Below are 26,166 nucleotides of genomic sequence, written 5' to 3' on the forward strand. Positions count from 1 at the left end.
AATGACCGTTGATGAAAAGCTTGACTTGTTGCTGCAAAAAGTAACCGCTGCAGACTCACATCTTGAGAGAATTGAAGAGAAGATGTCCAGCATGGATGATCAGGTAACAGACATAAGACTCCATCTTGAAAATGTAAGTGACAAAAACATATCCCTTCTCGCAGAAAATTACAGTAATCTTGTCAAAAAACTCAATGCTAACAACAGTATTACTGACCAGCAAATAGCCTATCAAATTAAAGTCAATTATCTGATGGAAGACGTTGAAAAGCTCAAAAAAGAAATTGCCGAACTGAAAAACAAAATAGCATAATGTCCATATAAGTGTGAAGCCCGCTGAATTATCATGGCTTTGCACTTTTTTTATTTACGTCGAATCCTCCCTCCGTTTCCCACGAGGAACTGTGATCAAATCTCTGCCATAAATCTTCTCCCGCAAGACCAACTAAAAAGGACGCCCTCAGGCGTCCCTCAACATTAAAATCTACCGTAAATCAGGGCGCGTATCCCTTCTCTCACCTCACCCAAGGAGGCAGGCAGACTGTCTTTTTTCTTTTCGTATAAGGTATGTAAAAAATCTGCTGTAAACAATGCGATCATCAGCGATCCGGCCCGGTATCCCACGGTAAACGGATAACTGTCCACAAAACGCTCCACGCCTTCATGGAGAAACAGAAACAGGCCCAATGTATAGAACCCCCAGGCAATGGTACTTTCCAGACAGAGGATACCTTTGTAATTAAAAGGTTTCTCCGAATAATCCCACCATACTTCACCGAACAATGCCAGCATAACCCTGGCTGTCACATACTCAAGCAGTGTGGGAAACACACAGCCCAGCACATATAACAGCAGAAGGTTGCCGCAGAACGGCCTCAGCAGAAAAAACACAGACAACGCTCCCACTCCGTAAATAGGGCAGAATGGCCCTCTCACAAATCCCCTGTTGGTAAGCCGCCTGTTACAGATTGACATGTATATAGATTCCACCACCCATCCCAGGATACTGTAAACCAAAAACCACTGGGTGACATGGTAGAGATCTATACCAAACATACTCTTTGTCCAAATCATACTTAATCTCCCCTTATATCATTGGCGCATCTCGTAACATGTGTCTTCATAGTAAGTTTTATGTGCCCATTCTATCATGGGAGCCCCCGGCTTGTAAAGAAAAAATCCTGTACACATAGCCGCTTTTATTATTTTTCCTAAAGCATGGGGGCGAAAAGTCTCAGAATACTCTGCGCCATACGCACAAAGATATTTCTGCTGCGGCAGAATTTCATACAGATTTCCCTGCATTTTGGGAAGGTATCCTCCATGTCCTCCTTCACCTGCATCACAGCCCTGCTTCGGTACATCCAGACTGCACACTCAAAATGCAGATACAGGCTTCTGTAATCCAGGTTGATGGTTCCCACAGAGGCAATTTCATCGTCACAGACAAAGGATTTGGAGTGGATGAATCCCGGCGTGTACTCAAAGATCCTCACCCCTGCCTCCAGAAGCTGCTCATAGTAAGACTGGGTGAGAAGGAATACCATCTTCTTGTCAGGGATTCCCGGCGTCACGATCCGCACGTCCACACCCTTTTTGGAGGCCAGGCACAGGGCTGTCATCATCTCATTGTCTATGATCAGATATGGTGTGCAGATGTACACATACCGCTTCGCCTGGTTGATGATATTCAGATAGACATTCTCCCCCACGATCTCATTGTCCAGGGGACTGTCCCCATAGGGCTGTACAAACCCGTCATTTTCAAACTCTTCCGGGTGATAGATATAAGGGCCGTACGCCGGCAGATGGCTTCTGGTGTGGGTGATCACTGCCCACATCTGCAGAAACATCACCGTCAGGTTCCATACACCCTCACCGTGCAGCATGACACCGGTATCCTTCCAATGCCCAAACCGCACATCCTCATTGATATATTCATCGGCAAGATTAATGCCGCCCGTGAACCCTGTATGCCCGTCGATTACCAAAATTTTTCTATGGTCCCGGTTGTTGAGGATAATGTTCAGCACAGGCCGCACCGGATTGAACGCCGCACACTTGATGCCTTTTTTCTGCAGTTCTTTATAATATCTGTGGGGCAGGGTGGTCACACATCCCATATCATCGTAAATCAGGCGTACATCCACGCCCTCCTTTACCTTTTCCTCCAGCACCTGAAGGATTTCTCTCCACATTCTTCCGTCATGTATAATAAAATATTCCAGGAAAATAAAATGCTCCGCTTTCTTAATCTCCTCCAGCATATCCACGAACATGGTATCCCCTACCGGGTAATACTTTGTGGTGGTATTCTTATGGAGGGGAAAACCGGCGTAATCCCGGATGTAGGCAGACTGGATGGATACTCCCCGGTCCATATCCTGAAGTTCTGTTCTTGTCCTGGGATCTTCCTTGAAATAATTGCCGATTTCATTGAGGACTGCCTCGGATTCCCTTGTCATCTTCTTAGCCACACGGGATTCGCCGAACAGCAGGTACACAATTGCGCCGAAAACGGGAATGACAAGAATCAGAATCGTCCAGGCGAGCTTGTAAGAGGGATTGATTTTCTTATTGACCAGCCATAATACCAGAAACAGACTTAAAATATCCATGATCCATCCCACAGTGGTGGAAATATTTCTCATACCCCAGGCCAGCGCCACCAGCCACACAAGCTGCAGCAGTACAGCCAGCACAAATACAAAGATCCGGCTGGACACCAGATCGATAATCTTTTTCATCTTCTCACCATCCTCTCTTTTGGCTCCGGAGTCGTAAAAAAGCCCCTGGTATTGTCCAGAGGCTTTTACTGCACATTAATTATATTTACGTTTTCTAGCTGCTTCAGATTTTTTCTTACGACGAACGCTTGGTTTCTCGTAATGCTCTCTTTTACGGATTTCCTGCTGAATGCCTGCTTTTGCACAGCTACGCTTGAAACGACGTAAAGCGCTATCCAAAGTTTCGTTTTCTTTTACGATTACATTTGACATAGTCTCACACCTAACCTCCCTCCAGTTGTAGATTGTGCATAATACAACTGTCTGGGTATTTTTACTGCACATCAAATATTATATCAGATTTTTGCCGTACGTCAACTATTTTGACTTATTTTCTTTAAAATATTTTATTTAAATTTTATTTTAACTGACCTTCCAGCAATTCTGCCGCTTTTTCCAGGGCTTCGGGCACTTTTTCCGGGTTCTTTCCACCGGCCTGAGCCATGTTCGGACGTCCGCCGCCGCCTCCGCCTACTACTGCAGCCATGCCTTTTACAAGATTCCCTGCATGGGCACCGGCTTTCATGGCACTGTCAGTCACCATGGCCAGCAGGTTTACTTTACCGCCGTTAACGCTGGCGAGAACTACCACACCTTCACCCAGCTTTTCTTTTAACTGGTCGCCCAGGTCGCGCAGTCCGTTCATATCCACATCTGCTACAGATACAGCCAGCAGCTTAGTGCCTTTCACCTCTTTTACCTGGTTCATCACATCGCCCACTGCCTCTTGTGCCAGTTTGGCTTTCAGGGACTCATTTTCTCCGTGAAGCTCTTTTACCTCTGCCTGCAGATGAACGATCTTGTCCGCTGCTTCTGCCGGGGTAGTTTTTAAAAGTGCTGCAATATGGGCCAGTTTCTGCTCCATCTCTTTGTAGTATTTGAACACGCCGTCACCGGTCAGTGCCTCGATCCGGCGTACACCGGCTGCAATGCCTGCTTCGGATACGATTTTAAAGGTTGTGATCACTCCTGTATTGGATACATGCGTACCGCCGCACAGCTCCTTGGAAAAGTCTCCCATGGAAACCACACGCACACTGTCCCCGTATTTCTCACCAAAAAGAGCCATGGCTCCTGTCTTCTTGGCATCCTCAATACTCATGATCTCTGTTACCACAGGAAGCGCTGCCTGGATCTCTTCGTTGACCATTGCTTCCACCTGATCCAGCTCCTCCTGAGTCATGGCCTGGAAATGGGCAAAGTCAAAGCGGAGCCTGTCCGGAGTTACCAGGGAACCCTTCTGCTCTACATGGGAACCCAGAACGGTCTTCAGGGCTTTCTGCAGAAGATGGGTAGCGCTGTGGTTCTTACAGGTGTCTGCCCTGTCCTTTGCGCTGACTTTCAGTGTTACCACATCGCCTGTCTTTAACATGCCTTTTGTCAGTCTGCCCACATGACCCACTTTGCCGCCGCGCAGCTTAATGGTGTCCTCCACAACAAACTGGGCATCCCCCAGCTCGATCACGCCTTTGTCGCCTTCCTGTCCGCCCATGGTAGCATAGAACGGAGTTTCCTCCACAAATACGGTTCCCTTCTCATCCTCTGTCAGGGCATCCACGATCTCGTTCTCTGTGGTAAGGACCGTGATTCTGGACGGATGGGACAGATTGTCATATCCCACAAACTCTGTGGTGATTTTCGGGTCTATCTCATCATATACCGTGGCGTCAGCCCCCATATAGTTTGTCACTCCGCGGGCTATCCTGGCCTTTTCTCTCTGCTCTTCCATGGCTGCCTTGAAACCGGCCTCGTCAATGGAGATTCCCTTATCTTCCAGGATTTCCTTGGTCAGATCCAGAGGGAATCCGTAAGTATCATATAACTTAAATGCATTTTCACCGGAAAGCTGGCTGCTTCCGGCAGCCTTCATCTCTGCCTCCATCTCTTCCAGAATATGCAGTCCCTGGTCAATGGTCTTGCTGAACTGTTCCTCTTCCTTTGTCAGTACATTGAAGATAAAGTCTTTCTTCTCTTCCAATTCCGGATAACCGTCTCTGGAGCCCTCAATGACAGTATTGCTGAGTGCGGCAAGGAAATTTCCTTTTACTCCCAGAAGACGTCCGTGACGGGCAGCGCGGCGGATCAGACGGCGCAGTACATAGCCTCTGCCTTCATTGGTGGGCATAATGCCGTCAGAGATCATAAAGGTAGCGGAACGGATATGGTCTGTGATCAGACGGATAGATACGTCCACATTTTCATCTTTTTTATATTCTGTGTGAGTCAGCTCACAGACTTTGTTTCTGAGGGCACAGATTGTGTCAATATCAAAAATGGAATCCACATCCTGCACAGCTACAGCCAGACGCTCCAGGCCCATGCCTGTGTCGATGTTCTTCTGCTGCAGTTCTTCATAGTGGCCTTCCCCGTCATTTTCAAACTGGGTAAATACATTATTCCACACTTCCATGTAGCGGTCACATTCACAGCCCACAGTACAGCCCGGTTCTCCGCATCCATAGCGCTCACCTCTGTCATAATAGATCTCAGAGCATGGTCCACATGGGCCTGCGCCGTGCTCCCAGAAGTTGTCCTCTTTCCCAAAACGGAAAATACGGTCAGCCGGAATTCCAATCTCTTTATTCCAGATATCAAATGCCTCATCATCGTCAAGATAGACAGAAGGATACAGACGGTCCGCGTCAAGTCCTACCACCTCGGTCAGAAATTCCCATGACCAGCGGATTGCCTCTTTCTTAAAATAATCTCCAAAGGAGAAATTGCCCAGCATTTCAAAAAATGTGCCGTGACGGGCTGTCTTACCTACATTTTCAATATCACCGGTACGGATACACTTCTGACAGGTCGTCACCCTTTTTCTGGGCGGCACCTCAGCGCCTGTAAAATATGGTTTCAGCGGCGCCATACCGGAATTGATCAACAATAGACTCTTATCATTATGGGGAACAAGAGAAAAACTCTTCATAGCCAGATGGCCTTTTCCTTCAAAGAACTCCAAAAACATTTTCCGAAGTTCGTTCACTCCGTATTTCTGCACGGTTCATACCTCCTGATGATTGGGCAGCACGCGAATGCTGCCGCTATAAATTACTGTTTTTAATAATAGCACAGGAATTGTCAGGTTTCAAGAAAGAAAAGCGGGAATTTTGCGGCCTTCCAGGAAAGGTTCTGCCAAATTAGTGCGGAAATACTGGATAAGGGGACCCACTGTCAGGGCAATGATAACCGTTGCGATCCCGATTTCCCCTCCTGCCAGGATACCGGCAATCAGACAGGTAAGGTCAGCAGCGATTCGGCAGTATTTGAATTTTCCGATCTTTCTGTCATCCATGATCAGGGCAATGGCATCATATGTGGATACTCCCAGATCTGCCGTGTAATACATGGCTCCTGAAAAGGCCAGCAGGAAAAGGGCGCTGACAAGACATACAATCCTGACAATAAGGGATGGTGTCTCATACACGCTTTTCAGCGCTGCAAATACCGCATCTGCCACCACGCCGTATATGAGCAGATTTAATAGTGTGGATACCCCCACCAGGCTTTTTTTCATTTTCCATGCGAAAAGAAGCAGCAGGACACACGTCACATTTGCCGCCATGGTAAAGCTGGTATGAAAGATTTTTGCCAGCCCTGTCAGCAGTACGCAGTAAGGGTCAACTCCGAAATCCGCATAGCGGAAGATCCCCACGCTGACAGCTGTCAGAATAATGCCGATGAATGCCATTCCGATTCTTTTATTTTTTCTTTCCATTTTCGTTCCTCCTGAAGCTTTATGTAGCTTGTACTTGTTTCCGGACTCTAGTATAATGACAAAAAGCGGTATTTTCTATCAGAATTACGGCAGATTTTATAACAATATCATCATTTTCTATTTTGGAGGCAGTTTTTATGAAATCATCTGTTGTTGCGGTGGACAAAAATTTAAAGGAACAGATATCCCACGGAAATTATGCGTTTCCGGTGGATGTGCACAGTGAAGTTTTCCAGGCAGAGGGAACGGGCGCGCCCTCCTATTTTGTCTGCCACTGGCATCCCGAATCGGAACTGATGATCGTCCTCTCCGGCTCCATGCGTTATCAGGTCAATGAGACAGTCTATGATATTAAGGAGGGCGAGGGACTTTTTATCAACTCCAACTGCCTGCATATGGGTACCGCAGTCAGTGAACAGGCTTCCACCTTATCTGTCATTTTCCATCCCCGTTTTCTGTACGGGTATGAGGACAGCCTGATTCGGGAAAAATACATCTCCCCTATTCTGGACAGCGCCGCCTTCTCCGCTTATCCTCTGAAGTCGGAAAACAGGGATGCGAGCCACATCATACCCGGGCTTCTGCTTCAGTGCATGCATCTGTATGAGGAAAAGAACCTGGCCTGGGAGCTGCATGTAAAGGCCAGTCTTCTCTCCTGCTGGGGTGCTCTTTTTGCCGTATTTACGGAAAAAGGCACTAACCGGAAAACTACTGCCAGGAGCCGGGAGGCTGCAGGTAAGGCAAAATCCATTCTGGAATTCATCCGGAACCACTATACACAGAAAATTTCCCTGGCAGACATTGCAGGCGCCGCAGCACTGAGCACCGGGGAATGCGGACGTATCTGCAAACGTCTCCTGCATCAGACACCCTTTGAATATCTGAACGCCTACCGCGTGGAACAAAGCATTCCGGATCTTCTGAAAAAAGATCTGTCCATCACGGAAATCGCACTGAAACACGGCTTTTCCGGCTCCAGCTATTATGCGGAAACTTTTAAAAGTGTAAAGGGAATCACTCCTTCCGCGTTCAGGCGCAGTCTGATAAGCGGCAGCTAAAATTGTAAAATGTCACAAAGATTCAATTTTTGTCCTCAAAACATTGTATAAACCTTACAGCCGCAGTATAATTATCCCAAAAGAATCCGATGATCGCCTATATTTGTATACAAAACAAAATTCCAACTGAAACTGTGAGAAATACTCCTCAATACTATCAGAAACTTATGTACGGAATACATAAAATAAAAATGGACAGGAGGTGCCAAAACGTGTAACCAATGACAAAGTCCGCTTTTTTGGCGGACAGCACGGGAGGAAGGATTATGGAAGATCACAGTAGTAATGAGCGCAAGGAAATCAGTAAATCGTTAAAACGCTTTTTTGGCGTAGGAGATTTTGGTTTCAATCTTATGACGAATATTGAAACCTATTATTTCCAGTTTTTCCTGACAGATATTGCAAAATATACAATACCTGTTGTAACTCTGATAGCCACACTGACCAGTCTTGTGGACGCGGCCTTGTCCTGGGTGTACGGTGTTCTGCTCAATACCATGAAACCTATGAAATGGGGACGTTACCGCTCTTGGCTGGCAGTCATTCCCTGGCTGGTGCCGTTTTTGTATGCATTCCAGTTCATCAAGCTGAATGACGGGGCGGCAGGTATTGTTGTAATCATTGTGGCTACGATCACCAGTCATATTGCCTGGAATATTCCTTTTGTGGCCAATATTTCAATGATCAATATTGCCTCCAAAACACCGGATGACAGGATGGCCCTCTCCTCAACGAGAGCTTTATGGGGCGCACTGGGCATGGTTCTTTATTCTTACGTGGGACCGGGTGCCGTATCCATACTGGCTGCCGTTGTGGGAGCCAAAAATTCATACGGTGCGGCAGCATTCGTATTCGGTGCTCTGATGGCAGCCGGATACTTTGCACATTTCAAAATGTTTGAAGGATATGAAGAAACCGGCGCAGAGGAGATTGCCAGACTCCAGAGAGAGAAAAAGGCAAAACAGGACCAGCATGCAGAAAAAGGACATGGAATGCTGAAATCCCTCACATCAAATCCCTATCTTCTGGGTCTGATCGTTGCGGATCTGGCAAAATATGTCTACATGTTTGTAGCAAATGGTATTGCCGTTTACTACTTTACCTATGTTGCCGGTAATGCCGGTCTGACCGCCACCTTTATTCTCATTTCCAATCTGCTGGGCGTCGCTGCTTCTTATCTCTCGAAAAAGGCAGCCGGAAAATTTTCGGCCAGAAACACCGTTATCATCGCTTATCTGAGTATGGTCGTGGTGCTGGTACTTGGCTTCCTTTTCTACAACAGTACCTGGGTGGTCCTTATCATGGTGAGCATTGCACAGTTTTTCTGTACCATGACCAACGCCTGCGGACCGGCACTCTACGCAGACTGTGCAATTTACAGCGAGTATAAGACAGGCACAAATGCCACCGGTATGATCATGGGACTGAGTAATATCCCCCTGAAGATCGGTGTAGTGAGCCGTGGAATCCTGATCAATGCATGTCTTGCCATGGCAGGTTTTTCACTTGCAGTGGTACAGTCCAATGAGGTCACGGAAAAGCTGGCAAGGGGAATCAGTATGGGATTTACCGTAATTCCGGCTATTGCAGTAGGAATCGGCGCGCTTATTCTGATATTCGGGTATAAGCTGTCAAGCAAGGATATCGAGGGATATTCCGCAGAAATCGAGAAGAGAAAACAAAACAGATAACCACACAGAAAAGAGACTGCTGCACCGACTGAAACCATTCAGCCGGGCAGCAGTCCCTTTTGAAATGAAGCAGTTACACACCAGGGTCCACCAGCAGGTCTTCACCATCCGCCGCACTGGTAGCCAGATAGTCACAGCGTTCATTCATTTCGTGTCCGTCGTGCCCTTTCACCCAGATAAATGTCACTTTATGCGGCTCTTTTGCCTTCAAGAGCCGTTTCCATAGATCCACATTCTTAACCGGTTCATTTTTTCCCCGTTTCCAGCCCTTTTTCAGCCAGCCGTCAATCCAGTGCTGATTAAAGGCATCCACCAGATACTTGGAATCTGAATACAGCTCCACCTCACACGGCTTTGTCAGCGCTTCCATTCCTACAATAGCTGCCATAAGCTCCATGCGGTTGTTGGTGGTGCGCACATATCCCTGTGAAAACTCACGCTCATGCAGCGTTCCTTTTGCGTCCGTATAGTGGAGGACACAGCCGTATCCTCCCGGTCCGTCCGGGTTTCCCCTGGCAGAACCATCTGTATATATTTTAACAAGCATTTTCATTTCCTACCTTTTTCCAGATTCCGGTGGTTTCAAAATCAGCCACCGCAGCTTCCGACTCTTCTACAATTTCTCTGTCGTACCCTACCATGGAGAGCAGGCGGATGGCATTCCTTGTGGTAACCCTGCCCTTTTTCAGCAGATAGTTAAATTCCACGTCATCCTCCCTGAATTCCTCCTCAAAGTGATAGTTGGTATACGCTCCCTCCAGCATATAAGACAGCTCAATATCATGTGTCGCCGCAAAGGGAAGCACATGGGGCTTTTTCAAATGCGCCAGAATATTGGAGGAAGCCGCGATTCTCTCAATGGTATTTGTTCCCCGGAGCACCTCATCAATGATGCACAGAAGGGGGGCTTCCTCCTTGGATTCCTCCAGGATTCTCTTCAGGGACTTGATCTCCACAATGTAGTAGCTCTCCTTGCTCTCCAGGTCATCCCGAAGTGCCATGGAAGTCTGTATCTTAAAAAACGGAGCGGCGTATTCTGTGGCAGTACAGGTATACACGGTCTGCGCGAGAATGGCATTCATCGCCACATTTTTTAAGAAAGTGGATTTTCCGGAGGCATTAGAGCCGGTCACCAGGATGCCGCCAGACGCATCAATACTGTTTGCCACAGGTTCATGAATCAGCGGATGGTACAGATTTTCCACCTTCATCCGCACATCACTTCCCTTTTGATACCTCGTAAAATCCGGCACACAGTAATACGGCATGGCCTCCCGAAAGGATGCAATGGAAATACAGGCGTCCAGAAGTCCGTATATCTCCAGCATCTCCTCCGCTTCCGCTTTATGCTCCTTCATGGCCTTCATCATGGAATTGAACTTGATCAGATCGATATGGGTCATCATTCTGATATAATCCAGAATAAAGGATTCCGGTCCGCTGGCAAATCCATCCCGGTCCAAAACCAGATTTGCCCCGTTTCGGAAGCCGGAAAAACCTTTTTCACAGACATTCAGACGCTCCGTATACCTGTGAAGTTCCTCTATCTTCAGTTTGTCCAGAGCACCTGCACAGTTTATAAGCTGGAGCATGCACTTAAATCCGGTCAGATATACCTGTATGACCTCCTTGTCTTTCAGATACGTTCCCATATTGATACAGGTCACAAGCAGAAAGGCAAAGACGCCGTACCTTGGAACCGCTATGAACGCAGCAATAGAAAGCACAAAAGCCAGGCACATGAGAATCTGCTTCCACGGTTTTCCCGCGTCATACTCTTTTGTCACATGAATAGCCTGGTAAACAGACGATGAAGGCGGCTTTCTGATGTGTGCCAGGATCTCCTGGACCTTCTGGCGTTCTTTTTCATGTTCCCGAAAAAATGTGTACAGCCGTTCCCTCTCCGCAAGCTTTTCCTCCTGATATTCAGGAGTACGGAGAAGATAGTACAGATAGTCCTCCCCCGGTGAGGATATTGTCTGGTTCATAAGCATAAACACACGGTCCATATCCAGATCATTCCAGGTAATATCGTCAATGACAAACCGCCCGTCCTTCCTCCTGCGAAAATACTCCCCGATCTGTTCCAGCTTATCCCAGGTGTATTCCCGATCCGGAATCTGTCCCCAGCCCTTTTTTATTTTCTGGAGAAATTCCCGCTGTCTTCTCCTGTTTTCCTGAAACATGGTCACAAATACGACTGCCACAAAAATGATGATCAGTCCTGTCCACAAGGTTGTCTCACTCATAGCTGTCCTCCGTTTTCTTTTACCAGTTATGAGCGTATCCGTAAAGCAATCTTATGACACGCTCATGCGCAGAAATAATCTTTTATCAGCTTCAGTGCTGCTTCTATATCGTCATTTGTATGGGCATCTGACAGGAACATGGCCTCAAACTGTGAAGGTGCCAGATGTACGCCGTGGTTCAGCATATATTTAAAATATTTTGCAAAGGCATCTGTATCCGATGTCTTGGCAGAGGCATAGTCTGTCACCTTATTTTCTGTAAAGAAGATACATCCCAGAGATGCCACACTGTTTACCTGATAAGGAATATTGTTCTCAAGGAAAATCCTGCGGATTCCCTCAAACATCATCTCCCCTTTCTGGTACAGCCTTGTATAGATCTCCGGATCTTCATACAGGATCTTAAGCTGCGCAAGGCCTGCTGCCATGGCGATGGGATTGCCGCTTAAGGTACCTGCCTGGTATACAGGACCTGCCGGGGAAACCTTTTCCATGATTTCCTTTCTTCCGCCGTAAGCGCCCACAGGCATTCCGGCGCCGATGATCTTACCATAGGTGACAAGGTCCGGTGTCACCCCGTAGAATCCCGCGGCCCCGTCAAATTTAAGCCGAAAACCGGTGATCACTTCATCAAAGATCAGCAATGCCCCATGCGCATCACAAAGGGTCCGAAGCCCCTGAAGGAAACCGTCAGCAGGAGGGACCACGCCCATATTGGCGCCCACTGGCTCCACGATCACAGCAGCCACCTGGTCTTTGCTCTCTGTCAGAAGTTCTTCCACACTTTCAAGATCATTATACACTGCGATCATGGTATCCTGCGTACAGCCCTTGGGCACGCCGGCGCTGTCCGGCACACCGCTGGTCATGACTCCGCTGCCTGCACTCACCAGCATGGCATCCGTGTGGCCGTGATAGCATCCTGCAAATTTGATGATCTTATCTTTCCCCGTAAAGCCTCTGGCCACGCGGATGGCGCTCATGACGGCCTCTGTTCCGGAATTTACCATACGGATCATCTCCACATGGGGAATCCTCTCGCAGATGAATTCAGCCATCTCCACCTCTTTTGCAGTTGCACAGCCAAAGCTCAGACCATTTTCACTGGCTTTGATCACTGCCTCACGAATAGCAGGATGGTTGTGTCCCAGAATCATAGGTCCCCAGGACCCGATATAATCCGTGTAGGAATTGCCGTCCACATCGAATATTTTACTTCCCACTGCACCCTGTATAAAGCGCGGGGTCTCCCCAATGGCACCGTAAGCCCTTACGGGGCTGTTCACCCCTCCGGGAATCCGTTTTACGGCGCGCTCAAATAATTCTTCTGATCTTGTCATTACCCGATTCTCCCTTCGTCCATATATCCGGCCAGCTCTTTTGCAAAATAAGTCAGGTAAATGTCAGCTCCCGCACGGTAGGTGCTCACTGCCATCTCACAGATGATCTTCTCCTCGTCAATGTAGCCAAGCTTTGCCCCTGCCTTCACCATGGCATATTCGCCGCTGACAGAATAGGCGGCCACAGGCAGATGTATACTCTGTTTCACCTCACTGATCACATCCAGGTAGGAAAGCGCCGGTTTCACCATAATGATATCCGCGCCCTCCTGTACATCCAGAAGCGCCTCCTTCAGACCTTCCCTCTTGTTGTGAAAATCCATCTGATAGCTCTTTCTGTCTCCGAAAGAAGGGGCAGAACCTGCTGCTTCCCTGAATGGACCGTAAAAGGCAGAGGCATATTTTACCGCGTAGGACATGATCGGTATGTCCTTGTGCTGATGGGTATCCAGGATCTCACGGATCGCTCTGACTCTGCCGTCCATCATATCTGAGGGTGCTACCATATCGGCTCCTGCCTCCACGTGGGAAAGGGCTGTCTTTGCCAAAAGCTCCAGTGTCGCGTCATTTTCCACATCATGACCGCACAGCACGCCGCAGTGGCCGTGGGATGTGTACTCACACATGCAGACATCTGTGATCAGATACATTTCCGGGAACTGTTTTCTGGCTTCCCGAAGCGCCCTCTGTACAATTCCGTCCTCCGCATACGCCTGGCTTCCCACCTCGTCCTTTTCATCCGGAATCCCGAAGAACATCACTTTATCCACGCCTGCCTTCATAAGTCCTTCCAGGGCATAAGGCAGCCTGTCAATGCTGTATCGGAACTGTCCTTCCATGGAGGGGATTTCCTCCTCCATATTTTCTCCCTCACGGACAAAAATGGGATAGATCAGAGAACTTTTGTCCATCCTGGTCTCACGCACCATTCTGCGCAGGGTATCGTTTTTCCGAAGCCTTCTCGGTCTGACTGTCATTTCCATGTTGCTACACTCCTTTATCCTCTGTTATCTGCTATTTTTTAAGTCTACAACCAAATCCACCACACTGTCAATGGTGGCCTGTTTCGCCATAAATGTCTTCATACCCAGGGCATCCGCCGCGGCTTTCGTCTGTTTTCCAATGCAGGCAGCCGTTACTTTTGTAAAGTCAAGCCCTTTTACCGCCTCCGCAAATCCTCTTACCGTGGATGCGCTTGTGAAAACCGCACAGTTGATCTCTCCGCTCTCAAAAGCTTTTTTCTCATCGATCACTTCCTGTTTTTCATAGAAAGTGTCATAAGTGGGCACATCACAGATGAAAAGTCCCGGCTTTTTCTCCAGCTCCTGGATGATCTCTTTTCCGCCGATCTTGGCTCTCGGAAGAAGGATCTTCTCATTCCCGCTGCAAACACTGCACAGAGCTTTCCCCAGAGATTCCCCGTCAAACACTTCAGGCATGAGATCCACGAACAGACCTCTCTCTTCCAGTGCCTTTTTCGTGCCCTTTCCGATGGCGGCAATCTTCGCGCGGCCTAGTCTGCGGACATCTGTCCCGGCTTTTTTCATCTCCTCAAAGAACACGTTTACACCGATAGGACTTGTAAATGCCAGCCAGTCATAGGTGTGAAGCTGTCCGAATGCGTTATGAAGCGCGCTCTGGTCTGCAAGGGGAGCTGTGCGGATAGCCGGAAGCTCCAGCACCTCAGCACCCATCAGACGCAGTTTTTGTGACATGGTGGAAATGGTTTCCCTGGGTCTTGTGACCAGCACTTTATACCCTGCAAGAGGCAGCTTTTCATACCATCCGAAGGTATCCGCAAGGGAACACACCTCACCCACTACAATGATCGCCGGTGTCTCGATTCCCCGGCGCTTTACTTCCTCCTCAAGTGTGGCAACTGTGGCCACGATCCGCTTCTGCCCCGCTGTGGTTCCCTTCTGTAAAATGGCAGCCGGCATCTCTTTTTGCATACCCGCCTGCAGCAGAGAGTTACAGATATCCGGAAGCGCGGTGACGCCCATAAGAAATACCAGAGTGCCCTTCGTGCGCACAAGCGCGTCAAAATCTATGTCATAGGCCTCCCCCTGCTTTTTGTGGCCTGTGATAATGTGCAGGGAGGAACAGTAATTCCTGTGTGTCACGGGAATCCCGTTGTACGCGGGGACTGCCAAAGGTGAGGTCACTCCGGGCACCACTTCGTAGGGGATTCCCTCTTTTGTAAGAAGCTCCAGCTCCTCCCCGCCTCTTCCGAAGAGGAACGGGTCCCCGCCCTTTAGACGCACCACCCGGTAACCTTTTTTTGCCTCATCCACAAGAACCTGGTTGATCTGTTCCTGGGGCATAATATGGTGGGAGGCACGTTTTCCCACGTTGATCAGGCGCACGCCGGCCGGAATCCGGGATAATACCCCCTGCCCCACCAGGCTGTCATATACTACCACCTCTGCGTTTTTCAAGGTCTCCATGCCCTTCAGGGTAAAAAGTCCGATGTCGCCCGGGCCGGCGCCCACAAGCCAGACCTTTCCTTTGCAGTATCTATTGTCTGTTTCCTGTTCCCTGGCTGTCATATTCTCTCTTCTGCACTCCTCTCTCAGTTTCTGTGCAAGACGCACGCCCAGCTCCTCTGCTTCTTCTCTTTTCCCTTTCAGACTGCCCTTTTTATAAGCGCCTGTCTCTTCCTCGTAATAGAGTCCGGTAAGCAGGATTTCATCCCGGTCCACCACCGCGTGGGCAGCCACCGGCGAGGAACATCCGCCGTTCAAAAACCTTACAAAAGAGCGCTCTGCCAAAGCCGCACAGGTACTATCCGCGTCCCCGTAGCCGTCCAGATAAGAGTAATCCTTCCCTTTTCTGCCCTGCACGGTCAAAATGCCCTGTCCTGCTGCCGGAAGCATCTCCTCCGGCTCAAAATATCTGGAAATCCTGTGGGTAAGCCCCAGCCTTTTAAGGCCCGCCGCTGCCAGCACCAGCGCGCTGTACTCCCCGCTGTCCAGTTTCCGAAGCCGCGTCTGCACATTTCCTCTGACACTCCTGCACTCCATATCCGGGAATAATTCCCGAAGCTGCAGGGTACGCCTGAGACTGGAACAGCCGATGGGCTTTGTCCTGTCAAGCTCGGTCACTCCCTCCGGGAGCACCAGCGCATCTCTGGGGTCCTCTCTTTTTGAAAAGGCCAGAAGAGGCAGTTCATCCGGAACCTCCATGGGCATATCCTTCAGGCTGTGCACGGAAAGTTCACTTCTTCCGTCCAGAAGCGCCCGGTCCAGTTCTTTTACAAACAGTCCCTTTCCCCCCACTTTGTCAAGGGTTCGGTCCAGAATGATATCCCCTGTTGTCTTCATGGTGAGAAGCTCCGCCTTCAGTCCCTCATTGTTCTTCTCTATGTAGTCCTTCACCATTTCGCTCTGTATCACAGCAAGCCGGCTCTCCCGGCTGCCGATTACCACTGTCCTGCTGTTCATGCTCTACCTCCCGGCGTTTTCAAAAATTCTTCCACTTTTTCCCGCATCTGTCTTGTCTTTTTATGATCTTTTCCCGCCGCGTTAAATCCAATGACCACGCCATCATGGCAGATAAGTCCCGGGAAATGAAAATCACACTTGTTCTGGTCACTGGCTGTATTCACCAGTATGCCCAGACACTTGCAGGCACTGTAAATATCATCATTTACTCTGCTGTCATCTGTGGCTGCCAGAGCCAAATCCGCGTCGTACAGATCTTCCCGCCGGTATTCTTTCTGTTTCCAGATAAGCTCCCCCTTCTCTGCAAGCTCCCGGATCTCCGGCTGTACAAAAGGAGCGATCACCACCAGCTCCCCCACAAATTCCAGAAGGCTTTTGATCCTTCTGGCAGCGATCTTTCCTCCGCCGATGACCACGGCTTTTTTCTGTGTCAGGTCTGTATACAGGGGAAACAGTTTTTTCTCAGTCTTCATAAACCTTCTCCAATCCGGCCACGCACTCCATAAACGCGTCCTGTTCCAGGGAATCCCGCAGGCCGAAGATCATTTTGTTCACCACTTTTCCGGCTGCCGTGTCAATGGCTTTCAGGAGTTTTTCCCTGTCACTGTCCTCCATGGGCGTCTTTTTTAAGATTTTCAGAATCCGCGCGTTCAGATCCTCCACTGCCTCTGTCTTGATATCCTGGATTCTCGGAAATACATCGCGCCCTGAAAACCAATTATAAAATTCCGACATCTGCTCATCCAAAATGGCCCCCGCCTTCTGCATGCTGGCCCGGAGTCTTGGGGAGGCAGCATCGATCTTGAAGCTGTCAATGTCATAAAGCGTCACATTCTGCAGCTCTCCCACCTCCGGGTCAATATCTCTTGGCACAGCCAGGTCGATCAGTATCACATGATGGGGAACCTCTGCGTTTTCAAAAAGCTCTTTTGTTATGGTGCAGTTCGGGCTGGCTGTGGCGGATACCACCAGATCACATTTTGGCAGCAGTTCCATTCTGTCGCCGTAGTTGATACGCTCACACCCCTGGGGAATGGTCACAATGCCGCTCCGGTACTGACGGACGGTCACGGTCACATCAGCGCCTGCTTCTTTCAGAGCCAGTGCTGTCACCTTTCCCATCTCCCCGTTGCCGATGACCATGCAGGTTTTTCCCTGAATGGAAAATCCCTGGTTTTCCAGCCTGTCAATGGCCTGATGGATGACAGAGGTATTGGCCCTTGAAAATACCACTTCTGTCTTAACCTTCTTCGCCGCCGTCACTGCCATCCGAAAAAGCACCTCCAGCACACCGTCCGTACAGTAGGCATCCCTGGAAAGAGTCAGTGCGTCCTTCACCTGGGTAATGATCTGGTCCTCCGCCAGAATCTGGGATTTCAGGCCGCTGGTCAGATAAAACAGATGCTCCACAGCCTCCCTTCCTTCCCTTGTGATAAAATACTCCCGGTATTCCTCCTCGGGAACTTCTTTTTCTCTGCATAAAAAGCTAAGAAGGGACCCCTCCCAGTCTTCCTGCACACTGGCCCAGATCTCCATCCGGTTGCAGGTCGACAAAATAATACACCCTAAGATGTCCCTGTCTTCTTTCAGACGCTCCATAGCGCTCACCGCATTTTTTTTGGTGAAAGAAAATCTGGCCCGGACATCTACGGATGCTCTGCTGTGATCAATTCCAATCATGGAAATACTCATAGTTCCTACACTCCATATCTTTCGTTTCCGTTTTTTAGATGCCGCGGTCATAAAATATGACTGTTCCAAATCTTATACGGCACCTGCTGTTTTTTCATATTAGCACAGAATGAAAACGGGTGCAACATCTTGTTCCCCGTATACCCGGCAGGAAGATCTGGTGCCATAATAGTTTTCTGATTTTTCTTGTCGAATTCAATTGACAAAAAACTTCCGGGGAGATACAATAATCACAGAATTGAGTGTGCACAGGTGTCCGCTTTTGCGGAAGAATAGGAAAGTTGAGTTAAAAGCTCACACGGTCACGCCGCTGTGAGGGAAGAGCTGCATTTTATAATGTCACTGGGAAACTGGGAAGGCAAAATGCAGCGATGAGGCCCGAGTCAGAAGACCTGCCTGTCACAAACGATTTACACAATGGTTACGAACGATGGCCTTGTGTAAGAACAGGCGGATACGGCATTTATTCTTTGTATAAAGTCACCTGCCCCGCGTTTGTTCTTCTGATGGCCTGTCGGTATTTCTGCCGCCAGGTTTTTTTATACCCTTTTTGGCCTTTTGCCGGTTAAAGGGTAAGGCTTTATTACTCGATCAGAAGGAGGAAAAGACAAAATGAGTAAGAAACAGAAAAAAATCATTGTACTGGCAAGCATGTTCGCACTGACCTTTGGTATCGTGCCCAACGTCAGCGCCATGCACATCATGGAAGGTTATCTTCCCGGAGGGTTCTGCATCGCATGGGGTGTCATCTGCGTACCATTCCTGATCGCAGGATTCATGTCCATCAAGAAAACCCTGAATGAACACAGAAACCTGATCACTCTGCTGGCAATGTCAGGAGCATTCGTGTTCGTTATTTCATCCCTGAAAATCCCGTCTGTAACAGGAAGCTGTTCCCATATGACAGGAACCGGACTGGGTGCTATCCTTTTCGGTCCCAGCGCAGTTTCCATTCTGGGTATCATCGTACTGCTCTTCCAGGCAATCCTGCTGGCACACGGCGGACTCACCACACTGGGCGCCAATACTTTTTCCATGGCGATTGCAGGACCTTTTGTATCCTACGGAATTTTCTTCGTATGTAAAAAATGCAAGGTAAACAAGCATATTTCCATTTTCCTTGCAGCAACCCTGGGCGATTTATTTACATACTGCGTTACTGCTGTTCAGCTGGCTCTGGCTCATCATGCAGATACCACGATCATGGGAGCCATGGGAAAATTCCTGCTGATGTTTGCACCCACACAGTTATCTCTGGCAATTATCGAAGGCGTCATCACAGTTCTCATTATCATGGGTCTTGAAACCTATGCGAAACCGGAACTTCGTACCATCGGGTTTTTAAAGGGGGCAAAGTAATATGAAAAAAACAGTGATTGGATTAATAGTTGTGATTCTCTTAATTGCGTTTGTTCCGCTTTTTGCATTAAAGGATGCGGATTTCGGCGGCTCTGATGATGCCGGCAGCCAAATAGTTGAGGAAGTGGATTCCGGATTCCAGCCCATCGCGGAACCGCTCCTTGAAAAAATGCTTGGCCGCGAGCTTCCGGGCGAAGTGGAAAGTCTTCTGTTCTGCGTACAGTCTTCCATCGGAGTGGGCATTCTGGCCTTCTTTATGGGACGTTTTGTAGAAAGAAAGAAGCTGGGAAAAGGCGAATGATACTTTTCATCCGGCGAAAGGAGTAACTTATGATAACCATTGATAAGCTTTGCTATACTTCCAAGCTTAGATATGAAAATGCCGGTGAAAAGTTTGCGTTTGCGATGATTACACTTCTTTTTTGTGTAATGAGTCGTTCCATCGTGGTCGCATGCATTGTTTTAGCAGTTACAGGGATTCTCACCGTTTATAAGGGGGGAATCCCTTTTTCCCGCTATCTGCACTTTATGACTGTGCCGCTGGCTTTCTTGATTCTGAGCACCATTGCCATTGTTCTGAATGTAAAGCACGAACCGCTGGACCTGTTTGCCATCCCAATCGGGAGCTTATATCTCACAGGAAGTCTGGATGCCCTGCTCTACGCTCTGCAGTTGATCCTGACGGCACTTTCCGCAGTCTCCTGCCTGTATTTTCTGTCCATGACAACACCTATGCCGGACATCTTAAATGTACTGGGAAAGCTCCACTGTCCCAAACTGATGATCGAGCTTATGCTGCTCATCTACCGGTTCATCTTCGTGCTGCTGGACACTGCGTATTATATTTCCACATCACAGAACAGCCGCCTTGGAAACAGGGATTACAGGACAAGCTTAAAGTCCTTCGGCTCCCTTGGCTCTGTTTTGATGATTCGGGCAGTAAAGCGCTCCAATGCCCTCTACAGTGCCATGGAAGCACGCTGCTATGACGGCACCATCCATGTTTTGAATGAAACCTATCCTCCTAAGAAAAAAGTGATTGTGTGGATTGTTTTATTTGAAATCTTTTTATTTTCCATCATGATCTGGAGGAGGTTCTTCACATGAACAATGACATTATACTGAAAGCAGAGAATTTATATTTTTCTTATGACGATGAAAATTCCCATTCGTTAAACGGTCTCAGTCTGGAAATCAAACGCGGACAAAAAGTTGCGTTTATGGGTTCCAACGGTTCCGGAAAATCCACTTTCTTTTTATGCTGCAACGGCATTCACCGTCCCTCCTCCGGTACCCTGTACTTTGACGGAGAACCGGTCACCTATGACAAGAAGGGGCTCTTAAAACTGCGCAGCAAGGTAGGAATCGTATTCCAGGACCCTGACAACCAGCTCTTCTCAGCCAGTGTATACCAGGAAATCTCCTTTGGCATCCTGAATCTGGGTGTGTCCGAGGAGGATGCAAAAAAAGAGGTGGAGGAGGTTATTGATCATCTGGAGATCACACCTTTCCGCCACAAGCCTACCCACTCCCTAAGCGGAGGGCAGAAAAAACAGGTCTCGATTGCAGACATCCTTGTTATGCATCCGGATATTATCATTTTAGATGAACCGGCAGCGGCTCTGGACCCCAAACACACCACCATGGTCAACCACATCGTCAATCGTCTGACAGAGGCCGGGATCACCGTCCTCATGGCCACCCATGATGTGAATTATGCCTATGAGTGGGCAGATGAGATCATGCTTTTTCATGAGGGAAAGGTTCTCATGCACGGCACCCCTGCTGATGTATTCAGCAACAAGGCAGTCCTCGCCCGGACGAACCTGGAACCGCCTGCTGTTCTGGAGCTGTTTGACAGTCTGTGTATGAAGGGTATTTTAAAGCCCACACTGCCTGTCCCCAAAAATCTGAAGACTCTGGAAAAATACATCGCAGATGTCAATATGAATACTACACATTACGGAGGAATATCACCAGTGAACACAGAGACAAAGAAAGCAATCCTGGCAGTCAGCTTCGGCACCAGCCATGAGGACACCAGAAAGGTCACCATTGACGCCATTGAAGATTCCATGAGACAGGCATTTCCCGAATACCCTGTCTACCGGGCATGGACCAGCAAAATGATCATACGGAAGCTGAAAAACCGTGACAACATTATTGTCCCCACAGTAAAGGAGGCCATGGAGCAGATGGCAGCCGACGGCATCACGGATGTGCTGGTACAGCCCACCCATGTGATCAACGGCATTGAAAATGACCGAATGAAGGAGGACGCCCTCTCCTTCCGGGATTCCTTCCACTCCATTTCTTTCGGAGATCCGCTGCTCACCACAGAGGATGACAGCCATAAAGTGATCGCTGCCATCGCCCGGGAATTTTCCCATATTACAAAGGATCAGGCACTGGTATTCATGGGACACGGCACCACACATTTTGCCAACTCCATCTATGCGGCTCTTGATTACACGTTCAAGGATAAAGGCTACCACAATTTCTTCCTTGGGACCGTGGAAGCCTATCCTTCCATGGAAAGCCTGAAAAAAATGGTGAAGGCTTACCGGCCAAAGGAAGTAGTTCTGGCTCCCTTTATGATCGTGGCAGGGGACCACGCGAAAAATGATATGGCAGGAGATGACCCGGAATCCTGGTACAGCCAGTTTAAAGACGAGGGATATGAAGTGAAGACCGTGTTAAAAGGTCTCGGTGAATATGAAGGCATACGCAGTCTCTTTATTGACCACATCCGTGCGATTGACAGATAAATATGTCTCCGACAGCCATTCAGGCATCGGAGCTGTTGCCAAAAAGGCCATGAAGCAGAAAGCTGCTCTTCTGCTCCATGGCCTTTTTATATTGTTATTCATATATCTCAACTTCGGAGATACAGTTGTCATTCCATCTGTCTCCTTCATATCCGCTTTTGATATAAAGGGATACATAGGAAGCTTCCACGGGTTCATCAAAGGACAGACAGAACGCTTTCATCTCATCAGAGAACTCCACATCCTTTTTCTGGGAATCGCCCACGCTGATGGTCAGGGACGCGGGTCTGGCATTTGCCTCCCACATGTTTTCACTTCTCCAGTTGCCCAGGTAAAGCACCATGTACTGCACTTTGCGGGCTTTGTCAAAATCCAGCCGGATGCCGGTGCCTTCGCCCAGTCCGTCTTCTCCCTCCTGCCAGGAGGAAGCAGTGTCACCATCCACAGCGCTGGCTGCACTGTAATCATATTTTTCGGAGGACTGCTGGGAATTCTGGTCAGCGGATGCAATGGAAACCTTCTGGAATTTTGAAAAGTCAATGCTGTCTGCATCCACCTGTTTAAAATATTCCTGTTTCTTTTCCTCTTTCTTCTCTTCCTTTTTTTCTTCCTTAGGCTTTTCTTCCTTCTCCGGCTCTTTGTCCTTATCTTTCTTGTCAGCATCTGCAGCACCGCTGTCCTTCTTGCCGGCATCTTTATCTGCCTCTTCGCCGCTGTCTGTGTCCTTGTTGGCTGCATCCTGCTTATTCTCTGTATTCTGCGCCTGCGCACCGGACGTTTTGTCTTCCGGCTCTATCTTGGCATAGTATGCCTTCTTCTCCTCATCCATCTGCTGCATGGTGCGCACACCCCACAGAATGCCGATCAGAAGACATACGATCAAAATACAACCGGATATGAGCCAGATGGGACTCTTTTTCTCAGGCTCTCCCCGATGTTTTTCTTTTTTTGGCTTGTTCGCAGCAGATTTCTGTGCCTGACTGACCAGATTTTCAAAAGGAAGTTCCTCTGTGTCTGCAGAGTCTGAATCCATAATATCTGCATCACTGTATTCTGCGTCAGAATCCTCTGTGCTTACGGGGTCCGCTGCTTTGTAATCTGTCTCCTCATGATCCGTATTTTCGGAATCTGCTGCGCTGTTATCTATATTATGGTCTGCTATTACAGCATCCGCTGCTTTAACATCTGCATCATAATCAGCTTTTGGCGTATCTGCCGCTTTAGAATCTGCATCATAGTCTGCTTGTACCACGTCTGCCGCTTTAGAATCTGCATCATAGTCTGCTTGTACCACGTCTGCCGCTTTAGCACCTGCATCATAATCTGCTTTTACCGCATCTGCTGCTTTCGCATCCACATTCCCGGAACCATTCCCCTCCCTCTGATTCTCGGAAACATAGGCTTTATCAGACTTTTCATACCCTGCTGCCGCGGCTGCTGCAACGCTGTGAGCGGAATCCTCTGTATCCTTATCCGCTGCTGCGGCAGCCTCCATCTTCATGGCCTTCAGCTCTTCGTCGCTTTTATAAAACTCCCAGATGTCGTCCTCATCCATGTATTCCTCGAACACCGCTTTTCCGCACTTTGAGCAGAATAAATCATCGTTGTCCAGCTCATGGCCGCATCTTTCACACTTCATATTATACTTCCCCTTTCTGCCATTTCACTCTGATGTGTTTTGCAGTGCTCTTTTCTGTGTATCGCAGTTTGTGCTGCATAACACAGAGTGAACAGAAATTTTATTTCCAGTAGTCCCTCTCATTATCAATCATATAGAGAAGCGCATTGCAGATACAGGCTGCGATGTTGCTGCCGCCCTTTCTTCCCCTTGCCACAATGTAGGGAACTTCTGTTTCCATGATCATTTCCTTAGATTGTACCACATTTACAAAGCCTACGGGAACCCCTATTATGAGATATGGAGAAATTTTTCCCTCCCTGATCAGTTCATACAGACGGACCAGGGCTGTGGGCGCATTGCCGATGGCGAATATAAGAGGCTTTCCCATGGAAGCGGCTTTGTCCATACTTGCCACCGCACGTGTCGTCCCCTGGCTCTTTGCCGCAAAAGCCACATCCTCATCAGACATAAAACAGAAAACCTCCCCGCCGTACTTTGCCAGCGCTTTCTTGTTAATGCCCGCTTTTGCCATCTGTGTATCTGTCACAATACAGGCACCATTCTTAATGGCATCGATGGCTTTCTCCACTGCATGCTCGGAAAAGCAGAGATTCTCCGCATAATCAAAATCAGCGCTTGTATGAATACAGCGTTTTACGATCAGCTCTGTACCCGGAATCAGTTTTCTGTCTCCCAGCTCCTCTGTAATAATCTCAAAGCTTCTTGTTTCAATCTCTTTTGGTTTTACATTTTCTAATTCTGTCTTCATCTCATCTGCCCTTTCTATATAACAGTTCAGACAGGTCTGCGCATTTACTGCACTGACCGTATGAACAGGTAGCGCCTGCAGGCATCCAGCCCATCTCGAAGCGATTTTTCATGGCTGGATGCGTAACAGTTCAGCTTATCTGAACTGTTACCTTTCTATATGCCGGCTTCCAGGATTTCATATATCTTTTTCATATCCAGATGCTTTCTCAGCTCACTTGCCAGAATATCGTACTGTGTCTCCTTAAACTCTGCAAATTCCACACCTGTCATCTGGCTTACATCCAGGCCTTTTATTTCCCCTATGGCTTCCACTATCTTCCTGGCCACTTCCTCTTTGTCAAAAATACCGTGCACATAAGAACCATAGACATTTCCTGCACAGGCTCCGTCCTCCTTGGATGTGCCCTTCACCGTATCTGTGATGTTCACAAAGGGGCTGGCTCCTTCTTTCAGGGTTGTCACTCCCATATGGATTTCATAGCCCTCCAGCTTAACGCCTGTCAGGCCTTTTAATACGCCTTCCACCTTTGGAAAGCTTCCCTGCACTCTGGTCCTTGTCTTGGCGCCCCGGAATATGGTATCCATGGGAAGAAGCCCCATGCCCTTTAACTGTCCGCCTGCTTCCACATGATCCGGATCAGACAGTGTTTCTCCCAGCATCTGATAACCGCCGCATACACCGAAAATGATTTTTCCCTCTGCCGCCTTTTTTAAGACAGCAGCCTCCAGACCGTTCTGGCGCAGCCAGAGAAGATCCTCCATGGTGTTTTTAGAACCCGGAAGCACGATCATATCGGGATTTTTCAGCTCCCGTACGGTTTTCACATAACGCACAGACACGCCCGGAATCACCTCCAGCGCATTAAAATCCGTAAAGTTGGAGATACGCGGGGTGCGGATCACTGCAATATCGATCAGATCCACTTCCTGTTTCCCGTCAAACCGCTCTGTCAGGCTGTCTTCATCTTCCACCTCAATGTTCAGATAAGGGGCTACACCCACCACAGGAATGCCGCTCTTTTCTTCCAGCATTGCAATCCCCGGGTCCAGAATGGTCTTATCACCCCGGAACTTGTTGATGATCATACCCTTGACGATTTCTTTCTCGTCCTCCTCAAGAAGCATCACCGTGCCGATCAACTGTGCGAACACACCGCCACGGTCAATATCGCCTACCAAAAGCACCGGCGCTTCTGCTATTTTCGCCATTCCCATATTTACGATATCTTCCTGTTTCAGGTTGATCTCCGCAGGACTGCCTGCGCCTTCGATCACTACAATATCATATTCCGATGCCAGTTTGTCATAAGCTTTCTTAACTTCCGGTATCAGGTTCTTTTTGTAGGCAAAATATTCCCTTGCGCTCATGGTTCCCAGAACCTCTCCGTTTACGATCACCTGGCTGCCCGTCTCATTGGTGGGTTTTAACAAAATTGGATTCATGTAGACAGAGGGCGCGATTCCTGCTGCCTCAGCCTGCATCACCTGCGCCCGGCCCATCTCCAGACCCTCCTCTGTTATAAAAGAGTTGAGTGCCATGTTCTGCGATTTAAAAGGGGCCACCTTGTATCCGTCCTGTTTAAATATACGGCACAGGCCAGCCGTCAGAAGACTTTTCCCCGCATTGGACATGGTCCCCTGCACCATTATTGCTTTTGCCATTTCCTGTTCCC

The 26,166-nt window shown here is 48.5% G+C and carries 22 protein-coding genes, 2 pseudogenes and 1 riboswitch; of the genes and pseudogenes, 8 read left to right on the forward strand and 16 right to left on the reverse strand.

Translation table 11 applies throughout. The features are described 5' to 3' along the window. Position 1 precedes the first annotated feature (1 nt). Complete coding sequence (locus MUB35_RS20965; RefSeq protein ID WP_052099523.1) at positions 2 to 313, forward strand: hypothetical protein; 312 nt, start codon at positions 2 to 4, stop codon at positions 311 to 313. A gap of 164 nt (positions 314 to 477) precedes the next feature. Here MUB35_RS20965 and MUB35_RS20970 read toward each other — a convergent pair whose 3' ends face one another. The 5 genes from MUB35_RS20970 to MUB35_RS20990 all read right to left on the reverse strand — a co-directional run bounded on the left by MUB35_RS20970 (position 478) and on the right by MUB35_RS20990 (position 6,501). Beyond that, positions 478 to 1,074, reverse strand: a complete 597-nt coding sequence (locus tag MUB35_RS20970; RefSeq protein ID WP_181014550.1) for a putative ABC transporter permease — start codon at positions 1,072 to 1,074, stop codon at positions 478 to 480. 137 nt (positions 1,075 to 1,211) lie between these two features. Beyond that, a complete protein-coding gene (cls, locus tag MUB35_RS20975; protein ID WP_033141796.1) occupies positions 1,212 to 2,747 on the reverse strand; it encodes a cardiolipin synthase in 1,536 nt (511 codons plus the stop codon). 75 nt (positions 2,748 to 2,822) lie between these two features. Continuing rightward, the gene (gene rpsU / locus MUB35_RS20980) at positions 2,823 to 2,999 is read right to left on the reverse strand and encodes a 30S ribosomal protein S21 (protein WP_004222305.1); all 177 of its coding nucleotides are present in this window, start codon (positions 2,997 to 2,999) and stop codon (positions 2,823 to 2,825) included. A gap of 145 nt (positions 3,000 to 3,144) precedes the next feature. Next, a complete protein-coding gene (gene alaS, locus MUB35_RS20985) occupies positions 3,145 to 5,784 on the reverse strand; it encodes an alanine--tRNA ligase (protein ID WP_103732858.1) in 2,640 nt (879 codons plus the stop codon). Positions 5,785 to 5,871: 87 nt separating this feature from the next. Further along, positions 5,872 to 6,501 carry a YczE/YyaS/YitT family protein gene (locus MUB35_RS20990; RefSeq protein WP_244806776.1) on the reverse strand — a complete coding sequence of 210 codons (630 nt, stop codon included), beginning with the start codon at positions 6,499 to 6,501 and terminating at the stop codon, positions 5,872 to 5,874. A gap of 137 nt (positions 6,502 to 6,638) precedes the next feature. On the opposite strand from MUB35_RS20990, the gene MUB35_RS20995 reads away from it, so the two are divergent. Continuing rightward, positions 6,639 to 7,559, forward strand: a complete 921-nt coding sequence (locus MUB35_RS20995; RefSeq protein ID WP_244806777.1) for an AraC family transcriptional regulator — start codon at positions 6,639 to 6,641, stop codon at positions 7,557 to 7,559. Positions 7,560 to 7,825: 266 nt separating this feature from the next. Next, the gene (locus tag MUB35_RS21000; RefSeq protein WP_033141851.1) at positions 7,826 to 9,250 is read left to right on the forward strand and encodes an MFS transporter; all 1,425 of its coding nucleotides are present in this window, start codon (positions 7,826 to 7,828) and stop codon (positions 9,248 to 9,250) included. A 73-nt stretch (positions 9,251 to 9,323) separates the two neighbouring features. Here the strand turns inward: MUB35_RS21000 and rnhA are convergent, their stop codons facing one another. From rnhA to hemA, 8 genes and pseudogenes are all read right to left on the reverse strand, one after another. Continuing rightward, complete coding sequence (rnhA, locus tag MUB35_RS21005) at positions 9,324 to 9,797, reverse strand: ribonuclease HI (RefSeq protein ID WP_033141800.1); 474 nt, start codon at positions 9,795 to 9,797, stop codon at positions 9,324 to 9,326. Beyond that, a complete protein-coding gene (locus tag MUB35_RS21010; RefSeq protein ID WP_033141801.1) occupies positions 9,787 to 11,499 on the reverse strand; it encodes a MutS-related protein in 1,713 nt (570 codons plus the stop codon). Before MUB35_RS21010 ends, rnhA begins: the two co-directional genes overlap by 11 nt. 62 nt (positions 11,500 to 11,561) lie before the next feature. After that, positions 11,562 to 12,839 (reverse strand): glutamate-1-semialdehyde 2,1-aminomutase, encoded by a 1,278-nt coding sequence (hemL, locus tag MUB35_RS21015; RefSeq protein WP_244806778.1) that lies wholly within the window; start codon positions 12,837 to 12,839, stop codon positions 11,562 to 11,564. Next, positions 12,839 to 13,822, reverse strand: coding sequence for a porphobilinogen synthase (gene hemB, locus MUB35_RS21020; RefSeq protein WP_081960389.1), 984 nt, complete (start codon positions 13,820 to 13,822; stop codon positions 12,839 to 12,841). Before hemB ends, hemL begins: the two co-directional genes overlap by 1 nt. 24 nt (positions 13,823 to 13,846) lie before the next feature. Beyond that, the gene (gene cobA, locus MUB35_RS30880; protein ID WP_244806791.1) at positions 13,847 to 15,388 is read right to left on the reverse strand and encodes a uroporphyrinogen-III C-methyltransferase; all 1,542 of its coding nucleotides are present in this window, start codon (positions 15,386 to 15,388) and stop codon (positions 13,847 to 13,849) included. Positions 15,389 to 15,418: 30 nt separating this feature from the next. After that, positions 15,419 to 16,282, reverse strand: a pseudogene (gene hemC, locus MUB35_RS30885) (hydroxymethylbilane synthase); the annotation flags it as partial. After that, a complete protein-coding gene (locus tag MUB35_RS21035; protein WP_244806779.1) occupies positions 16,279 to 16,755 on the reverse strand; it encodes a precorrin-2 dehydrogenase/sirohydrochlorin ferrochelatase family protein in 477 nt (158 codons plus the stop codon). The pseudogene hemC and the gene MUB35_RS21035, both read right to left, overlap by 4 nt. After that, the gene (hemA, locus tag MUB35_RS21040; RefSeq protein ID WP_033141805.1) at positions 16,745 to 17,974 is read right to left on the reverse strand and encodes a glutamyl-tRNA reductase; all 1,230 of its coding nucleotides are present in this window, start codon (positions 17,972 to 17,974) and stop codon (positions 16,745 to 16,747) included. The genes MUB35_RS21035 and hemA overlap by 11 nt, the downstream gene beginning before the upstream one ends. Positions 17,975 to 18,207: 233 nt before the next feature. Then, positions 18,208 to 18,388, forward strand: a riboswitch (cobalamin riboswitch). 198 nt (positions 18,389 to 18,586) lie between these two features. Here hemA and MUB35_RS21045 point away from each other — a divergent pair. From MUB35_RS21045 to MUB35_RS30895, 5 genes and pseudogenes are all read left to right on the forward strand, one after another. Continuing rightward, complete coding sequence (locus MUB35_RS21045) at positions 18,587 to 19,333, forward strand: energy-coupling factor ABC transporter permease (protein ID WP_244806780.1); 747 nt, start codon at positions 18,587 to 18,589, stop codon at positions 19,331 to 19,333. 1 nt (position 19,334) lies between these two features. Then, positions 19,335 to 19,634, forward strand: coding sequence for an energy-coupling factor ABC transporter substrate-binding protein (locus MUB35_RS21050; RefSeq protein ID WP_244806781.1), 300 nt, complete (start codon positions 19,335 to 19,337; stop codon positions 19,632 to 19,634). A 29-nt stretch (positions 19,635 to 19,663) separates the two neighbouring features. Then, positions 19,664 to 20,440, forward strand: a complete 777-nt coding sequence (cbiQ, locus tag MUB35_RS21055) for a cobalt ECF transporter T component CbiQ (RefSeq protein ID WP_033141808.1) — start codon at positions 19,664 to 19,666, stop codon at positions 20,438 to 20,440. Beyond that, a pseudogene (locus MUB35_RS30890) lies at positions 20,437 to 21,039 on the forward strand (energy-coupling factor ABC transporter ATP-binding protein); the annotation flags it as partial. The gene cbiQ and the pseudogene MUB35_RS30890, both read left to right, overlap by 4 nt. A 273-nt stretch (positions 21,040 to 21,312) precedes the next feature. Beyond that, a complete protein-coding gene (locus MUB35_RS30895; protein ID WP_225305384.1) occupies positions 21,313 to 22,101 on the forward strand; it encodes a sirohydrochlorin cobaltochelatase in 789 nt (262 codons plus the stop codon). Positions 22,102 to 22,195: 94 nt separating this feature from the next. On the opposite strand, the gene MUB35_RS21070 is transcribed toward MUB35_RS30895, so the two are convergent. The 3 genes from MUB35_RS21070 to MUB35_RS21080 all read right to left on the reverse strand — a co-directional run bounded on the left by MUB35_RS21070 (position 22,196) and on the right by MUB35_RS21080 (position 26,155). Beyond that, positions 22,196 to 23,740 carry an NADase-type glycan-binding domain-containing protein gene (locus MUB35_RS21070; RefSeq protein WP_244806782.1) on the reverse strand — a complete coding sequence of 515 codons (1,545 nt, stop codon included), beginning with the start codon at positions 23,738 to 23,740 and terminating at the stop codon, positions 22,196 to 22,198. Positions 23,741 to 23,840: 100 nt separating this feature from the next. Then, a complete protein-coding gene (locus MUB35_RS21075; protein ID WP_227244574.1) occupies positions 23,841 to 24,491 on the reverse strand; it encodes a precorrin-8X methylmutase in 651 nt (216 codons plus the stop codon). A gap of 155 nt (positions 24,492 to 24,646) precedes the next feature. Further along, positions 24,647 to 26,155, reverse strand: coding sequence for a cobyric acid synthase (locus MUB35_RS21080; protein WP_148392749.1), 1,509 nt, complete (start codon positions 26,153 to 26,155; stop codon positions 24,647 to 24,649). Positions 26,156 to 26,166 lie beyond the last annotated feature (11 nt).

This window comes from Blautia sp. NSJ-175, assembly GCF_022867815.1.
In the GTDB taxonomy this organism is placed as follows: domain Bacteria; phylum Bacillota; class Clostridia; order Lachnospirales; family Lachnospiraceae; genus Blautia; species Blautia celeris.

Bases quoted from the DNA above. Each gene is read 5' to 3' on its own strand.
- MUB35_RS20965 (WP_052099523.1), top strand. From the start codon at position 2: ATGACCGTTGATGAAAAGCTTGACTTGTTGCTGCAAAAAGTAACCGCT.
- MUB35_RS20970 (WP_181014550.1), bottom strand. From the start codon at position 1,074: ATGATTTGGACAAAGAGTATGTTTGGTATAGATCTCTACCATGTCACC.
- cls (WP_033141796.1), bottom strand. From the start codon at position 2,747: ATGAAAAAGATTATCGATCTGGTGTCCAGCCGGATCTTTGTATTTGTG.
- rpsU (WP_004222305.1), bottom strand. From the start codon at position 2,999: ATGTCAAATGTAATCGTAAAAGAAAACGAAACTTTGGATAGCGCTTTA.
- MUB35_RS20990 (WP_244806776.1), bottom strand. From the start codon at position 6,501: ATGGAAAGAAAAAATAAAAGAATCGGAATGGCATTCATCGGCATTATT.
- MUB35_RS20995 (WP_244806777.1), top strand. From the start codon at position 6,639: ATGAAATCATCTGTTGTTGCGGTGGACAAAAATTTAAAGGAACAGATA.
- MUB35_RS21000 (WP_033141851.1), top strand. From the start codon at position 7,826: ATGGAAGATCACAGTAGTAATGAGCGCAAGGAAATCAGTAAATCGTTA.
- rnhA (WP_033141800.1), bottom strand. From the start codon at position 9,797: ATGCTTGTTAAAATATATACAGATGGTTCTGCCAGGGGAAACCCGGAC.
- MUB35_RS21010 (WP_033141801.1), bottom strand. From the start codon at position 11,499: ATGAGTGAGACAACCTTGTGGACAGGACTGATCATCATTTTTGTGGCA.
- hemL (WP_244806778.1), bottom strand. From the start codon at position 12,839: ATGACAAGATCAGAAGAATTATTTGAGCGCGCCGTAAAACGGATTCCC.
- hemB (WP_081960389.1), bottom strand. From the start codon at position 13,822: ATGGAAATGACAGTCAGACCGAGAAGGCTTCGGAAAAACGATACCCTG.
- cobA (WP_244806791.1), bottom strand. From the start codon at position 15,388: ATGACAGCCAGGGAACAGGAAACAGACAATAGATACTGCAAAGGAAAG.
- MUB35_RS21035 (WP_244806779.1), bottom strand. From the start codon at position 16,755: ATGAAGACTGAGAAAAAACTGTTTCCCCTGTATACAGACCTGACACAG.
- hemA (WP_033141805.1), bottom strand. From the start codon at position 17,974: ATGAGTATTTCCATGATTGGAATTGATCACAGCAGAGCATCCGTAGAT.
- MUB35_RS21045 (WP_244806780.1), top strand. From the start codon at position 18,587: ATGAGTAAGAAACAGAAAAAAATCATTGTACTGGCAAGCATGTTCGCA.
- MUB35_RS21050 (WP_244806781.1), top strand. From the start codon at position 19,335: ATGAAAAAAACAGTGATTGGATTAATAGTTGTGATTCTCTTAATTGCG.
- cbiQ (WP_033141808.1), top strand. From the start codon at position 19,664: ATGATAACCATTGATAAGCTTTGCTATACTTCCAAGCTTAGATATGAA.
- MUB35_RS21070 (WP_244806782.1), bottom strand. From the start codon at position 23,740: ATGAAGTGTGAAAGATGCGGCCATGAGCTGGACAACGATGATTTATTC.
- MUB35_RS21075 (WP_227244574.1), bottom strand. From the start codon at position 24,491: ATGAAGACAGAATTAGAAAATGTAAAACCAAAAGAGATTGAAACAAGA.
- MUB35_RS21080 (WP_148392749.1), bottom strand. From the start codon at position 26,155: ATGGCAAAAGCAATAATGGTGCAGGGGACCATGTCCAATGCGGGGAAA.